Below are 14,608 nucleotides of genomic sequence, written 5' to 3'. Positions count from 1 at the left end.
ATTCATTCGAGTTTTACAGAACTCAAAAGCCACAAATCCAATATAAAAATGAGCATTGCAACCGACAGATACGAAGAACTTGAAATGGAAACATCAGCACTTCGTGCAATAGCGCGTCGACTGCGTGACGAAGGCGATATTGGCATAGCAGCGGAGACGGACTACGAAGCTGCTCAACTTGAGGAACAGATGGAAGCCATTTTTGATGAAGAAATGACAGCCGAGGAACAGGCCCTCTATGCATTCTGATCGCTAACAATACCAGTGATGCGACGCTCTGGGGAAAAAGATGTTGTTGAACTAACGCCAAATCCAGCGTTTTTGATACAATCTTTGCGATGCATTGGGTATACACTAGAAACAGCTCTCGCCGATATTATTGATAATAGCATAACAGCAGAGGCGAAAAACATATCCATTCAATTCCGCTGGAACGACGGCAATCCATGGCTATCCATCCTCGATGACGGATGCGGAATGCCGGAGGATAAATTGCACGAAGCAATGCGTTTTGGCGGCAACACGTCACCCTCGGACAGACGGGCGGCGCATGATTTAGGTCGGTTTGGTCTTGGCTTAAAAACGGCTTCCCTTTCTCAATGCCGCCGGCTGACAGTCGTGTCCAAAAACGACAATAAAATCTGCGCATTGGAGTGGGACGTCGATTACCTAGCAAAAGCTAAATCAAGAGAATGGTGTGCGATAGTTCCAGCCATTGAAGACTTGCGCAGCAATGAAGCCATAAAGGTGCTGTTAGATAAACTGGATAAAGGTAAATCAGGAACTTTTGTGCTATGGCGGAATATGGAAGGTTTTATATCCGGAGAAAAACAAAAGATTCCAGAAATTCAATTTAATGAAGCAATGTCGAGAGCATCCGGCCATATCAGCCATACTTTTCACCTTTTCATTGAACCCGAAAAAAACCGCAAAGCTGTGAACATGGATTTCAACGGAAATCCCGTCAAATCATTCAATCCGTTTGGCTCGGCGATTCCTGCACGGCGCGAATTGACCGATGAAACTATCACGATTCAAGGTGCAAAAATCGTGGTTCAACCGTTCGTCCTTCCGCATTTTACGAAAACTTCTCGGGCTGAGTATGAAGAAATTGGGGGTGAAGATGGATATCGTGATAATCAAGGATTTTATATCTACCGCAACAAGAGACTCATCGTGAAAGGAACATGGTTTCGCCTTACGGCGAAGACTGAATTGACCAAGTTGCTCCGCGTCCGTGTGGATATTCCAAACTCACTTGATCACCTATGGCAACTGGATGTGAAAAAATCCCAAGCACATCCACCTCAAGTTGTGCTAACGCGGCTCAAAGAAGTCATCAGGCGCATCGCCGACGAGGGACGCAGAGTCTATACGCGGCGCGGAAGAAGAACGGTCTCCGATACGGTTCATATTTGGGAGCGGGAAATAGTTGTCGGCAAAGCGAGCTACATCCTCAACGAAAACCATCCGTTTGTGAAGAGTCTTGTCGGAGACAGTGATGGCAATATTACTCCTGAAAAGGTTGCACTCCTGCGCGTTATCAGCGGGGCATTTCCCGTCCACACGTTCCACTTGGACGCCAATAACGACAACATGGAAATCGTATCCGCTGCCAAGAAGGAAGAAACGTTGAAGGCAGTTGCCAACCTCATCCGATCATTGCGAAGGGATGCGGGAATGGATGAAATCGCCATCAAGAAACAACTGGAAAAGACGGAACTGCCGCTCTCTGCGGATGCGCTTTCTTATCTAATTCAAAAGGAATTTTATGTCTGATCTCGACAAACTCATAAACGCTGTTTCTTGCCTTCTTTTTAAAACCGGACAAATTCCTACAAAGGAAAAACTTGTGGCTATAGTCAAGGCGCAAGCGACAGTATTAGCGCTGGTGCCTGGCGGTTCGCCGTATTCAGAAGAAGAAGTTCAATGTGCCGTCGCCAAAATTCAAACACGCCATGACACACACATGGGGCTTGGCGTGTTATTTGAGGGAGAAGATTATAAGCCGTGGCTCGCTAATTGTCGTGGCAATATTGATTTCTATTATTGGAGTCGCTACCATGAACAACTAAAAGAGAAATTCTCCGTGGATGTGGTCGGTAAACTTGATACCATCACCGACAAGATTCTCGACCATCTTGAAGACCCGAAGAAAGAGGGTAGCTGGGAGCGCAAAGGATTGGTGGTTGGACATGTTCAATCAGGAAAGACTGCCAATTATATCGGTTTGATTTCAAAAGCGGCAGATGCCGGTTACAAGGTTATCATCGTGCTGGGAGGAATGCTCAATTCATTGCGCAACCAGACACAGGCGCGAATTGACTCTGATTTTTTCGGATACTGCACAAAAAACAAGGGGGAAATCGGTGTTGCAAAATTTGGGAATGCCCGACGCCCTCTCAGCCTGACTTCTTCCATCGCCGATTTTTCCAAAGCAACTGCGGACAAAGTTCAATTCGATTTGAATGCGTTGAAAGAACCAGTCGTTTTCGTCCTGAAAAAAAATGTTACTACGCTCAGAAACGTGAAAAATTGGTTGGAATCAGGAAACAAACGAGGATTGAGTGGATTTCCACTTCTCCTGATTGATGACGAGGCTGACCACGCGTCCATCAACACAAACAAGGAAGATCGAGACCCGACCAAAATCAATCTTGGCATCCGCGAACTACTCAACCTTTTCCCACGCAATTCATATGTTGGTTACACGGCAACACCGTTTGCAAATATCTTCATTGACCCGGATAATGAAGACCAGATGCAGAACGGGGACCTTTACAAGGACCTGTTCCCTCGCGATTTTATTTTGAGCCTCGATCCGCCGTCGAATTATGTGGGAGCGGAAGCGATTTTTGGCGAAGAAAGCGACAGCGAGAACCTTCGCGACATTGATGACAATGAAGATTTCATTCCGATACGGCACAAGAAAGAGTGGGTTCTGCCAGCCCTGCCGCCTTCGTTAGAAAAAGCGATTGATTGTTTTATCCTTACCAAAACCATTCGCGAACTGCGTGGTCAAACAGGCAAGCATCACTCGATGATGGTGAATGTTTCACGTTTCACCGATGTGCAAGAACAGTTGAAGGGGGCCGTTTCTGAATTTTTGAAAACACGACAGCATGCGATCAAACTTTATACGGGGCTAACGGAAATAGAGGCACTGAGTTCGTCATCAATGTTACGAGAAATAAAAAGTGTTTGGGAAACGGAATATTCCAATGCCGGGTTCAAATGGATAGAGGTGCAGCGCCATCTTAATGCCGCCGCAAGTTCAATTACCGTGGTCAGCATCAACAACAGGAGCACAGATCGCTTGGATTACGCAGAATATCCGAACGGGCGCTCACTCATCGCCATCGGCGGCTTAGGCCTATCTCGCGGTCTGACACTGGAAGGATTGAGTATCAGTTATTTTCTGCGCAACTCCATCATGTATGACACGCTCCTGCAAATGGGCCGCTGGTTCGGATACCGCGAAGATTATCAAGACTTGTGCCGAATTTTTATGAAACAAGAAGCTGTTTCTTGGTATGCGCATATTTCCAGTGCGGTTGAGGAATTGCGCGAGAAATTTCGCGAAATGGAACGCCGGGGGCTCACACCCCTTGAATTTGGTTTAAGAGTGCGCTCACATCCTGCAGCACTCATTGTCACTGCAAAAAATAAAATGCGGAGCGCATCGCAAGTTGTCTGTGAAATTGCACTTGGCGGAACCTTTGCCAATACTTTCCGGATCGCCAACAATGACCAGAAGTTTGCCTACAATAAAGAAGTGTTTGAAGATGCTATTATGGCGGCGGACAAAGTGAAATCAGCAGAACCAACAAAACTCGGGTTACTATGGAGAGGAGTGCCTATCCAAATTTTGGAAAATATTGCGAAAAGATTTCAAAACACACCAAAAAGTCCCTATACGGAGCCAGAGCCTCTCGGAAAATATATAGAGCTGATTCGAGAGGAAGATGGTGTAAAATTTTGCGATATTTTGCTACGCAGTGTAGACAGTGGCGATAAAGATTACGATTGTGCTGGGAAAGCGATCTCCCCCATCCGCCGCCGTCTAGCGGATTCCACAATGGATACAAGCTGTTTGACCTTTAAAAAATGGAATATTTCGTCCCCAGATGATGAGAGCGCGGGAATTCCGGATGAGGTTGTCCGAGAAATTAAAAATTTGAACAAAGGAAACCCGAATCGTAAAGCTTATCGAAAATATCGTGCGGACAATGGAATGCCGCCATTGTTGATTTTGTTTTTTGCCAAAGTTTCCGTATCTAAGCATGGGGCGCCAAAGATCGTCCCTGCATACGGGATAAGTTTCCCAGGGGATTCCGAGGATCGGAGTCGCCCTGAGCGAAAGGTCGCTTACACCGCAAACACAACATGGATGCTAAGCAACACAGAAGCATATGAATCTGACAACGAAGCAGAGGAGGATGTTGAATGAACAATCCATGGAACAATATCGAAACGCCGACACATGAATTCAACGTGCGTTTGGTCTCTGGCACCCACCCGCTCCGTCTTTATTGGGGTAAAGATATTCGTGGCGGCTATCTCTTTATTGCAGAAATATCGCATGATGCCGCTCCGGACAAAAAGACCTTGCCAGAACTCGCTGGAATCCGCGTAGCTCTTGCGAAGGCGGCAGATTGTGAGCGACTTGTCCTGTTGCTGAACGAGACCGCAAATTGGGAAATTTTCAAAGCATTGTGCGTTGATCTTATCCGCGCTAGTGAAACCGCCAAGAATGATGCCGAGGCAATCGCAATCATAATTCGGCGATTGGTGCGCTGGCACGAGTTTTTGAAACGTGAACGGCTTCACTTGTTATCACCAGAAGCTGTTAAAGGTCTGATTGGTGAATTACTCTTTCTGGAGGGGAGGCTTGCGCCGTGCTTTGGATGGAACGATGCTATCTCGTTTTGGAAAGGGCCATCTGGTTCTCCTCAGGATTTTGCCGTCCACGACATGGCTATTGAAGTTAAATGTCAGAGCGGCATATCCAAGCCTTACATTCAAATCAGTTCTCTTGAACAAATGGCGGCACAGTTGCCAGAGTTCTATCTAGTTGTTCAAACGCTCGCCACGGCCGAACCATGTAACACGGAAGGGGTTACGCTCTGCCGGCTAGTTGAACGCATTCGAAATGCGTTAGCCAGAGCAAACGATTCGACTCGTGAGCATTTCGAATCGCTCCTATTCCAAGTAGGATATGTCCAAATGGATGCTTATGACGAAACCCGATTTCGATGCGTGGCCACGCGAAGTTTCAAAGTTACAAACGGATTTCCTCGTCTCACACCAACAAATGTGCCGGAAGGGATTCCCAAAATTTCTTACCAAATTAGCCTTGAATCCTGCGCGCCATTTGAGTGCGAACTCACCCTCAACCACGGAGAACAGACATGACCATCGAAGAGTATTATGAGGATTTTAAGCAAAACCTGAGTGCCGAGGCTGGGACGGCTGGCGAAATGCTAGCCAATGCATTTATTGAGAAAATATGCGGTATTATCGCCGAACAGGGAGACATGGCGGACGCGGAGCAAGTTAATTATAAGTTCACACAGCTCCAACGCGGTATCGCAGTTGATGCTTGGGCACGCGATTCGGAACGTGGCCACTTGACGCTCTTGATAGCCGACTTTAGGAATGCTGCAACTATCGAAACCATCACCAACAGAGATATTGAAAAAACGCTGAAGCGGCTGGATCGCTTTGTCGAGGCATGCACAAAAAAAACATTTGTCGAAGCTTTGGAAGATTCAGATCCCGTTGTCCCACTGGCTCGCTATCTCTTGGAGCATCATGATATCATTCATTCTATAGATTACATCTTACTGACCGACGCTCGCATCAGCACCCGTGTCAAAGAAATAAAATTATCTGAATATAAAATTGAACACGCCCAAAAATGTGAAATTTGGGATATTCAACGTCTTTACGAATTGGATTCCTCCGGACGCCAACGGGAACCCATCGAAGTTGATTTCACTGACTACGCCAAAAACGGGATCGAATGCCTGCGTGCATCCACAGGTGAAGTATCCTTGCAATCATACCTGCTAGTCCTCCCGGGACAGGTGCTTGCCAATCTTTATGATAAATATGGTGAGCGCCTATTCGAACAAAATGTGCGGACATTTCTGCAGTTTCGTGGCAAGGTAAATAAAGGCATTCGCAATACCATCATTCAGCAACCATCGATGTTTTTTGCTTATAATAACGGTCTTTCTGCAACAGGTGAGGCAGTTGCCATTTCAGCAGACGGCAACAGGATTTTGAAAATTACAAATCTGCAAATCGTCAACGGCGGCCAGACAACCGCATCCATATATACGGCGTGGCGAAATGAGAAGGCCTCGTTAAAAGACATTTTTGTTCAAGTAAAGCTCTCTGTCGTCGAAGGTGATAAAGTTGAGGATCTTGTGCCCAAAATTTCCGAATACGCTAACACTCAGAACAAGGTCAACGCAGCGGATTTCTTTTCGAATCACCCATTCCATCTGCGTATTGAGGAGTTTTCACGACGCTTGTGGGCGCCTTCTGTTGATGGAAGCACGCGTCAAACTCACTGGTTTTACGAAAGGGCACGCGGGCAATTTGCCAATGCCCAAGCAAAGCTCGCGCCAGCCAAAGCTAGGGAATTTTTACTGCAAAATCCCAAAAGACAAATGTTCACAAAGACCGATTTGGCAAAATATTGCTTATCTTTCTGGCAGAAGCCGCACTTGGTTAGCCGTGGTGCGCAGAAAGCATTTGCGGGAACATCTGGACGTGATGGTTTTGTCACCTTGATCGCAAAAGAATGGGACGAAAATTGTGACAGAAATGGAAATAATATTTCGATCAATGAGCTCTGGTTTCAAGAGGCAATTTCAAAAGCAATTATATTCAAGTCACTCGATAGAATATTGGTTGATTTATTGAGAGAAAGAAACTTCGGAAGTTATAAGGCGAGCATAGTTACGTATACACTAGCAAAATTTGCGGCTATGCTGGAATCATCAGGAAAATCACTCGATTATAAAATAATATGGAATACACAGAGCGTCCCGAAAATTATATTGGAAGAGCTCGTGCGCATCGCGGAAAAAATCACTACATTTTTCCAAGAACAGAAAGAGCATCTGGGCGAGTTCGCAAAGAAGGAGGCCTGCTGGCAAATGGTCATGGAATTGCACCTCGATTTATCAGAGTCAGCATATGAATTTTTGCAAAGAAAAGAAGTGAGTCAAAGTGCCAAGAGGCAGGCGGAAAAGGACCAACAGATGATCAATGGCATACATGCGCAAAGATATATAATTGAAAAAGGAGGGGCCTATTGGGAAGCTATGCTGAAATGGAATGAGACTGCTAGGAAATTAACCGACAAAGAAAATGGATGTTTGAGTGTAGCTTGTAAGATTGCCATTGGACGTGTTCCGTCTGAAGCTCAATCAATAATAATTATTAAGGCCGAAAAGCGCGCCAAAGCTGAAGGGTTTTATACCGAAAAATAATTTTAAAATGCCTATACCTATTATTGATCTTTTTGCCGGCCCCGGCGGTTTGAACGAGGGATTCAATCATATCCGCGATGCATCCGGTGAGAAAATTTTCAAAACTGTCTTGTCTATCGAACGTGAGCACACGGCACACAAAACATTGGAGCTAAGAGCACTATTTAGATATCTGAAAGACGATGACAAAACATTAGATTATTATCGATACGTGCATGGTGAAATCCTCAGAGAGACGCTCTTTGAGAGGCACCCTGTCATTGCTAAACTTGCACGGGCCGAAGCGATGCATGCGGAGTTGGGCCGAGACAATAACATAATTGATAAAAAACTAGCCGCGGCATTGCAAAAAAAAAATAGCGAGAGCAGTGATTGTGTAATAATCGGGGGCCCCCCATGCCAAGCCTATTCACTGATTGGGCGTTCTTCTCGAATAAAGGATCCTCATTTCGAAGACGACGAAAAGCATTATCTATATAAAGAGTATTTGCGCATTGTGCGTCAAGTGAGGCCAGTCGCTTTTATAATGGAAAATGTGCCGGGTCTTTTATCCGCAAAAAACAAGGGTGTGCGCATGTTTCAAAAAATTTTGGATGATCTTGGAACTGCTGGGTATGATCTTTATCCCATTAGCCCCGAATCAAAGGATGATACACCGGAAAATATCCCTTCCCTTTTCGTTGTGCGAGCCGAAGAGCACGGCGTCCCACAGGCACGTTCTAGAGTTTTTATACTAGGCTTGCGCAAAGATCTCCGATACTCGAAAAAAAGTCTTACCAAATCAACAACCTCTAAAATGACAGTTCGTGAGGCCATCAATGATTTGCCAAAGATAAGGAGTAAAGTTTCAAAACAAACCGATAGCCCAGAAATTTGGAGAAACATTATTAAGGGATTAGTGAAATATGATTTCTGTCGGCCAATGCATCTGGGCATGGGATTTCAATTGGCATTCTTGGAACAGATCAAGCTCTTGTCTGCCACTCTTCCCGTTGGATCACAGCCAATGATCAAAACAAAAGAAAATCAATCACATATCGCCGATTGGTATAATGATGAAAATTTAAAATTTATTTTAAATCATAATAGTCGCGGACATATGGCAAGCGACCTGCAGCGTTATTTCTTTTGTTCCCAATATGCTCACTTTTTCAAACGCTCACCGTCGATTAAAGATATTCCCACATATCTTCGGCCCGATCATGGAAACATTCGAGGCGATATGAGGGAAATTCCCTTTGCGGATAGATTTAGAGTCCAAGTGGACTCACATCCATCGACAACAGTAGTATCACATATTTCAAAAGATGGACACTATTACATCCATTATGATCCTCTGCAATGCCGTAGTCTAAGCGTGCGCGAGGCCGCCCGCCTCCAGACTTTTCCGGATAATTACTTCTTCGAGGGCGCGCCAACAGATCAATATCGGCAAGTTGGCAATGCAGTTCCACCATACTTGGCGATGCAAATAGCTAGATTGGTGTATTCAATAATACGCTCTTAATATTCAAAGTTCAGATGAATAGCCTTAGAGAATAAAGTCTGATGCCCGACATCTTCACCAAAACCAAACGCTCCGAGGTGATGTCCCGCGTTCGCAGCTCCGGCAACAAGGACACCGAGTTGCGGCTCATCACGATTTTCCGCGCGCACCGCATAACTGGCTGGCGGCGCAATTTCAAACTCCCCGGCAAACCCGACTTCGTTTTTCCCGCGCATCGCCTCGCTGTTTTTGTTGATGGTTGCTACTGGCACGGTTGCCCCGTCCACTACCGCCGCCCAAAATCAAATCGCAAGTTCTGGGATGCCAAGATCGCCCGCAATCGCCAGCGCGACCGCGAGGTGAACCGACTCCTCAAGGCCAGGGGCTGGCGCGTGTTTCGTGTTTGGGAGCACGCCCTCACGCGCAAAAACGAAACCCGCACCGTCGCCCGCATCACGAGGGCAATCGATGGTTGATCGCCCGTCAATTCGCCCCATTTTCATTTTCGATCCGCAACCCGCTTCCCCGTCCCATGCCGCCCGCCTCGCTCACCGATCTGCTGACCATTGATGGTATTAAAAAACTCGCCTCGCCACGGTCCTTTTCGCGCGGCGCACTCTACCATGCAGACGGCTCGGTCGCCTCGCTCACCCAGCATGACAACACCCTCACCGCCATCGTTCGCGGCACTGAAAACTATACCGTCTGTTTCTCGGTAAGCATATCCAACGACACATCCGCGCCCGCGCTCGACTACCACTGCACTTGTCCCCACGCCAGCGGCGAAGGTGTGTTCTGCAAGCACTGCGTCGCCGTCGCGCTCGCCTGGCTCAAATCGGGAAAAGGGAACCTCTTGAACGAAACTCCCGCCGTCGCCGGAACCCCCGCCGGCAACAAATCGGCCGTAATCAAACTCGACGACTTGCGCCCCTGGCTCCTCTCCCAGCCAAAGGAAAAACTCGCCGACACTCTCCTCGAAACCGCCGCGCGCGACCGCCGCCTTCACGAACAACTCCTGCGCCACGCCGCCCTCGCCACCGGCAAACAACCCGACTTCAACGCCTGCCGCGCCGTCATCCGGCACGTCACCACAATCCACGATCCCACCAACGAGCTTCAGGAATTCGCCGATATTCTCGAAAGATTTTCCAGCGACGGCTACCACAACGCCGTCCTTGAGCTCTCCGAATACGCCCTCGAACGCATCAACACCCGCATCGCCGACAGCGATGGCGATGCGGGCTTTGTTTGCCGCCGACTCCTTGACATCCACCACGAAGCCACCCGCCGCGCAAACACCCCGCCCGCGCAACTTGCGCGTCTCATCCACGCGTGGACGTTTGTCGACAACTACTATTATTTCTCGGGAGTCATCGAACGCTATGCCGACCTCCTTGGCGAAGCCGGCCTCGCCGCCCTTCGCGCAAGCCTCAACGCGGAATTGTCCACGTTCACGTCCGTCGACGTCACCCACACCGCAGTAGAAGCCCTGCGCACCATCGCCCGCCTTACGAACGACACCGAGGCTCTTGTCGCCCTCGAAACCCGCGACCTCGCGCATCCAAGTGCCTACCTCCGCGCAGCCGAAATTTACCACGAAGCCAATCAGCACGACAAAGCCCTCGAATGGGCCCGGCGCGGCATCGCCCGATTCCCGGAAAACACCACGGGCACCGAACCACTCGTCGATTTTATCATCGCCGAATATCACCGCCGCCGGCAACACGACAAGGCGCTCGCGCTCGCGTGGAAGTGTTACGAAGCAAGCCCATCTCGCGGTTTTTACCAGCGACTCAAGGAAAGCGTCCACGCCGCCGGGGAAAACTGGCGGCAATGGAGCGAGCGAGCGCTCGCCACGCTGCGCGCCACCCTCGACACCGCCATCGCCAACCAAACAATCAATCAAAAATATCCCCCGTGGACACCCAGGCTGTCACCGTTTGCCAACACCTTCTTCGTCTCCCTGCCGCTAACGGACTACAGCACGCTCGTCCGTGTCCTCCTATGGGAAAACAACACCGACGCCGCATGGGCCGCCGCCAACGAAAAAGGCTGCGACGAAACCCTCTGGTTTGAACTTGCCGGCAAGCGCGCCGACAAACACCCCGCCGACGCGATCCCCGTCTACCTGCGGCACCTCAAACGCCTCATTGAGCAACACAGCGACAGCGCCCGCGAAGAAGCCGCCCTCACCCTGCGCAAAATCAAGGAGCTTCACGCCAGCTCCGGCCAGGACTCCAACTGGAAAACCACGCGGCAAACGCTGCGCCAAACCTTCCGCAAAAACGACGACTTTATCAAACTGATCGACACCCTCTGACGCCATGCACGGCTCCTTTCGCCCGAAAGCAGCGATTTAACAACCGCAGACATACGCAGATATTAAAACCATCGATTCACAAATTCATTGTTTTCCGCATTTGCGTCTATCTGTGTCCATCTGCGGTTAAAAAGCCTTCGGTTGCGGCAAAGCCGCTCCACGCCCTCCATGGTTAAAAAATCAGAAAAACCTTAATCCGAAACAACCCCTTAAAATCTCAAACAACCTCCCCGTCTCATGGTCGCCATCAACAAAACCGCCGCGCAAACCGCCCGGCTTAAAATCACGCTCAAACACCTCACGCCCGCCATCTGGCGGCGCGTTCTTGTTCCCCACGACATCAAGCTCCCGAAACTTCACGACGTCATCCAAATCGCGATGGGCTGGACCAACAGCCACCTGCACGCCTTCGAGACCAGAACCAAGGCCAAAATTATACCCAAAATCAAAGTCAGTCCCAAAATAACCATCTATCAAATACCATACGAGGAAGAGGACAGCTTCGGCATGTTCGGCGTCGGCTCGGAAATACTCGACGAACGCAAACACCGCCTCGACGACATGATGCCGGAGACAAAATCCAAATGCGTCTACACCTACGATTTCGGCGACAACTGGGAGCACGACATCGTCCTCGAAAAACTTGAGCCCGTCGAGGCGCGCCTCACCCGCGCCGAAGTCATCGACGGCAAAAACGCCTGCCCGCCCGACGACTGCGGCAGCGTTCCCGGCTACTGCGATCTTGTGGAAATCCTCGCCGATCCGAAGCACCCCGAGCACGCCAACATGCGCGAATGGATGGGCCTCGAAAAAGACGAGACGTTCGATCCGGCGTTCCGCGACATCGCCGCCGCCAACAAAACACTCAAAAAACTGAAACTCTAAAAACCCGCCGCGCGCTACCCCAGCAGCTGCGTCTGCCGCAGCGCCTCGTAGCACGCAATGCCCGCCGCCGTGCTCAAGTTGAGCGAGCGCAACGCGGGGTTCGCGTGGGGAATCGTCACTCGCGCCTCCTCGCCGAGCTCCGAGTGCAGCCATTCGGGCGCGCCGCCTCCCTCGTTTCCAAAAACCAGCCCGTCGCCGTCCGCAAAGCCCGCGTCCCAAAACGAGCGCCTCGTTTTTGTGGTGAACAACCACAGGCGCCCGCCGGGTGCCGCGGGACTCGCGCGAAACGCGGGCCAGTCGTTGTGATGATGCACGTCGAGCGAATACCAGTAATCCATGCCCGCGCGCCGCAGTTGCGCGTCGGTGATTTTGAAGCCGAGCGGGTGAATCAGGTGCAGCCGTGATTTCGTGAGCGCGCACATGCGCCCGATGTTGCCCGTGTTCTGGGGGATTTCCGGCTGGAAGAGGACAATATGCAGCATGACAGCCACGGAACCCATCAGTCGGCGGCGCGTTGTGCAAAAAAAATCGCCCGGTGGTGAGACCGGGCGAATAAACCCTAAGGAGCTAGGCTCTACTTAAGATTTTTGGCGGGAGGGACACTCAAGATGTGGCAACACCCACCCGATGCAAGAAATTTTACCCTTTTTTGAAAAACTTGATGTGCCAAGTGTCCGTAAGTTGTTGGCGTATTGGGCAACAGGCTCGCTGCTTGCGAGTTACAGGATGCAAGCCCCGTCGAACCGTGAGCTTCCCACTGAGATGATGCCGCGCCCAAGCCGCCCTCGTCCCAATATGCAGCGGAAAGGAATGCGTGCGCGGGCACTTGCATTGTCATAATACTTTTGTTTGCATTTTAGCCATTATTTACAAAAGGACACAACTTAGTGGAAACCAATATATTATAAAATGCGATCTTGCGGGCGTTCATATCCGGGGCCAAGGGTTGCCAAACAAACGCCCCCGCAATCTCTCTTTCATCTTAATTTTTACCCATGTCATTCATTTCCTATGCTCAGAATCTTGAGGACGTAATTCTTCATCGCGCGCTAAAAGACGTCAAAAACGGGTTCTATGTGGATGTCGGAGCCAACGATCCCGTCATCGATTCGGTTACCAAGGCCTTTTACGACCTCGGCTGGACGGGAGTGAACATCGAGCCGAATCAGGATTATTACCGCAAACTCGTCAACGACCGCCCCCGCGATATCACGCTGAGCTGCGCCGCCGGCAAAACCGTCGGGGAAATCGAGTTTAACAACATCCCGAACACCGGCCTCTCGACCGCGGTGTCGCAAATCGCCGAAAAGCACGGGCAAAGCGGCTGGCCTGTCACCAAAACCACCGTCCCCGTCTATCCACTCAAGGACATTCTCGCCCCCTATGCGACTCGCGACATTCATTTCCTAAAAATCGATGTCGAGGGCATGGAGACGGAAATAATAGAGGGCATGGATTTTCAAAAATACCGCCCTTGGATACTAATTATAGAGGCAATCGCGCCCGGCACGCAGGATCCTAATTATGAAATCTGGGAAAAGAGTATAACCGGCGCCGGTTATGAATATGTATATTTCGACGGCGTGAACCGTTATTATCTCGCGACGGAGCATGGCGCCCTGAAAAAAGACTTATCATGTCCTCCCTGTATATTCGACGATTTTGCTGTTCATGTAAAACTGCAAGCGGAGCAAGGCAAACAACGGGACTTTGACGAAAGACAACGTATCGTCGGGGAAACAATAAAGCAGCTTCACGTAGAAGCGCAAAAACTCGCCGGGGAAACTGAAAAACTCCGCGAAGAAGCCGGGCGGCTCCGCGTTCAAGCTCTGCGATGCGAGGAAAAATCCGCCGCGCAAATTCGGGAGAAGGAAAGAATCATTGAAATATTAAACGCGGAAAACGAGAAACTGCAAAAGGAACATCTAGAACTGCAAACACACGCCGCCTCAGCGACCGCGCGCCAGCAGGCGGAAATCGGCGCAAAGCAGGCCGAAATCGACCGCCTGCGAAAACTTTTATATTCCGCGACAAGCGGGACCCACCTCTACCGGGCGATGCGTGTTCTTATGGGAGACCGGCATTATAAACAATTTTCGGCCAAAAACGTCAGGCCTAAAAAATATTACGCCAACGTCCGCGTCCCCTGGCACACTCACCTCTATCGCGCCGGGCTCGGCATGTTTGTAAAAGGCGAAAAGCCCTGGCACACGCACATATACCGGGCTTGGCGTTCGCTCGTTGGCGACCCCAAATACAAAAAAAATCCTTCCGTTTATTTTTCCGCTTCCCTTGAAAACAGTGCAACTCGAAAACCCGGCGGCAGCGCCGGCGCGCAGGATTCCATATCAGGATACATGGAACTCTTAAACAAACAGCGTGACCGGGTTGGACGTTGATGTATAAACG

Annotated in this window: 11 protein-coding genes; 10 read left to right on the top strand and 1 reads right to left on the bottom strand. The window is 49.7% G+C overall.

Annotated elements, in window-relative coordinates; translation table 11 throughout:
• Positions 1-48: 48 nt before the first annotated feature.
• The 9 genes from M2103_RS03060 (at position 49) to M2103_RS03020 (ending at position 12,199) form a co-directional block, all read left to right on the top strand.
• Positions 49-249: a hypothetical protein gene (locus M2103_RS03060; RefSeq protein ID WP_277508675.1), complete on the top strand. Its 201-nt coding sequence runs from the start codon at positions 49-51 to the stop codon at positions 247-249.
• 18 nt (positions 250-267) lie between these two features.
• On the top strand, positions 268-1,779 hold the full coding sequence (locus M2103_RS03055) for an ATP-binding protein (RefSeq protein WP_277508717.1): 1,512 nt from the start codon (positions 268-270) through the stop codon (positions 1,777-1,779).
• Positions 1,772-4,450: a Z1 domain-containing protein gene (locus tag M2103_RS03050; RefSeq protein WP_277508674.1), complete on the top strand. Its 2,679-nt coding sequence runs from the start codon at positions 1,772-1,774 to the stop codon at positions 4,448-4,450. The genes M2103_RS03055 and M2103_RS03050 overlap by 8 nt, the downstream gene beginning before the upstream one ends.
• The gene (locus M2103_RS03045; RefSeq protein WP_277508673.1) at positions 4,447-5,415 is read left to right on the top strand and encodes a PD-(D/E)XK motif protein; all 969 of its coding nucleotides are present in this window, start codon (positions 4,447-4,449) and stop codon (positions 5,413-5,415) included. Before M2103_RS03050 ends, M2103_RS03045 begins: the two co-directional genes overlap by 4 nt.
• A complete protein-coding gene (locus M2103_RS03040) occupies positions 5,412-7,508 on the top strand; it encodes an AIPR family protein (protein ID WP_277508672.1) in 2,097 nt (698 codons plus the stop codon). The genes M2103_RS03045 and M2103_RS03040 overlap by 4 nt, the downstream gene beginning before the upstream one ends.
• 7 nt (positions 7,509-7,515) lie before the next feature.
• Positions 7,516-9,015 carry a DNA cytosine methyltransferase gene (locus M2103_RS03035; protein ID WP_277508671.1) on the top strand — a complete coding sequence of 500 codons (1,500 nt, stop codon included), beginning with the start codon at positions 7,516-7,518 and terminating at the stop codon, positions 9,013-9,015.
• 41 nt (positions 9,016-9,056) lie between these two features.
• The gene (locus M2103_RS03030; protein ID WP_277508669.1) at positions 9,057-9,470 is read left to right on the top strand and encodes a very short patch repair endonuclease; all 414 of its coding nucleotides are present in this window, start codon (positions 9,057-9,059) and stop codon (positions 9,468-9,470) included.
• A 56-nt stretch (positions 9,471-9,526) separates the two neighbouring features.
• Positions 9,527-11,314 (top strand): SWIM zinc finger family protein, encoded by a 1,788-nt coding sequence (locus M2103_RS03025; protein ID WP_277508668.1) that lies wholly within the window; start codon positions 9,527-9,529, stop codon positions 11,312-11,314.
• A 237-nt stretch (positions 11,315-11,551) separates the two neighbouring features.
• Positions 11,552-12,199: a plasmid pRiA4b ORF-3 family protein gene (locus tag M2103_RS03020; protein ID WP_277508667.1), complete on the top strand. Its 648-nt coding sequence runs from the start codon at positions 11,552-11,554 to the stop codon at positions 12,197-12,199.
• Positions 12,200-12,213: 14 nt separating this feature from the next.
• Here M2103_RS03020 and M2103_RS03015 read toward each other — a convergent pair whose 3' ends face one another.
• Positions 12,214-12,681 (bottom strand): tRNA (cytidine(34)-2'-O)-methyltransferase, encoded by a 468-nt coding sequence (locus M2103_RS03015; protein WP_277508666.1) that lies wholly within the window; start codon positions 12,679-12,681, stop codon positions 12,214-12,216.
• 513 nt (positions 12,682-13,194) lie between these two features.
• Here M2103_RS03015 and M2103_RS03010 point away from each other — a divergent pair.
• Positions 13,195-14,598, top strand: coding sequence for an FkbM family methyltransferase (locus tag M2103_RS03010; RefSeq protein ID WP_277508665.1), 1,404 nt, complete (start codon positions 13,195-13,197; stop codon positions 14,596-14,598).
• Positions 14,599-14,608: the final 10 nt, after the last annotated feature.

Origin of the sequence: Ereboglobus sp. PH5-5 (assembly GCF_029504805.1) — a bacterium.
Classification (GTDB): Bacteria; Verrucomicrobiota; Verrucomicrobiia; order Opitutales; family Opitutaceae; genus Ereboglobus.
The sequence above is the reverse complement of the archived record's forward strand: the minus strand, read 5'-3'. Positions and strand labels throughout refer to the sequence as shown.

Excerpts from the sequence above, each read along its gene's own strand:
- M2103_RS03035 (WP_277508671.1), top strand. The coding sequence starts at position 7,516 with ATGCCTATACCTATTATTGATCTTTTTGCCGGCCCCGGCGGTTTGAAC.
- M2103_RS03045 (WP_277508673.1), top strand. The coding sequence starts at position 4,447 with ATGAACAATCCATGGAACAATATCGAAACGCCGACACATGAATTCAAC.
- M2103_RS03050 (WP_277508674.1), top strand. The coding sequence starts at position 1,772 with ATGTCTGATCTCGACAAACTCATAAACGCTGTTTCTTGCCTTCTTTTT.
- M2103_RS03025 (WP_277508668.1), top strand. The coding sequence starts at position 9,527 with ATGCCGCCCGCCTCGCTCACCGATCTGCTGACCATTGATGGTATTAAA.
- M2103_RS03040 (WP_277508672.1), top strand. The coding sequence starts at position 5,412 with ATGACCATCGAAGAGTATTATGAGGATTTTAAGCAAAACCTGAGTGCC.
- M2103_RS03020 (WP_277508667.1), top strand. The coding sequence starts at position 11,552 with ATGGTCGCCATCAACAAAACCGCCGCGCAAACCGCCCGGCTTAAAATC.
- M2103_RS03015 (WP_277508666.1), bottom strand. The coding sequence starts at position 12,681 with ATGCTGCATATTGTCCTCTTCCAGCCGGAAATCCCCCAGAACACGGGC.
- M2103_RS03010 (WP_277508665.1), top strand. The coding sequence starts at position 13,195 with ATGTCATTCATTTCCTATGCTCAGAATCTTGAGGACGTAATTCTTCAT.
- M2103_RS03030 (WP_277508669.1), top strand. The coding sequence starts at position 9,057 with ATGCCCGACATCTTCACCAAAACCAAACGCTCCGAGGTGATGTCCCGC.
- M2103_RS03060 (WP_277508675.1), top strand. The coding sequence starts at position 49 with ATGAGCATTGCAACCGACAGATACGAAGAACTTGAAATGGAAACATCA.
- M2103_RS03055 (WP_277508717.1), top strand. The coding sequence starts at position 268 with ATGCGACGCTCTGGGGAAAAAGATGTTGTTGAACTAACGCCAAATCCA.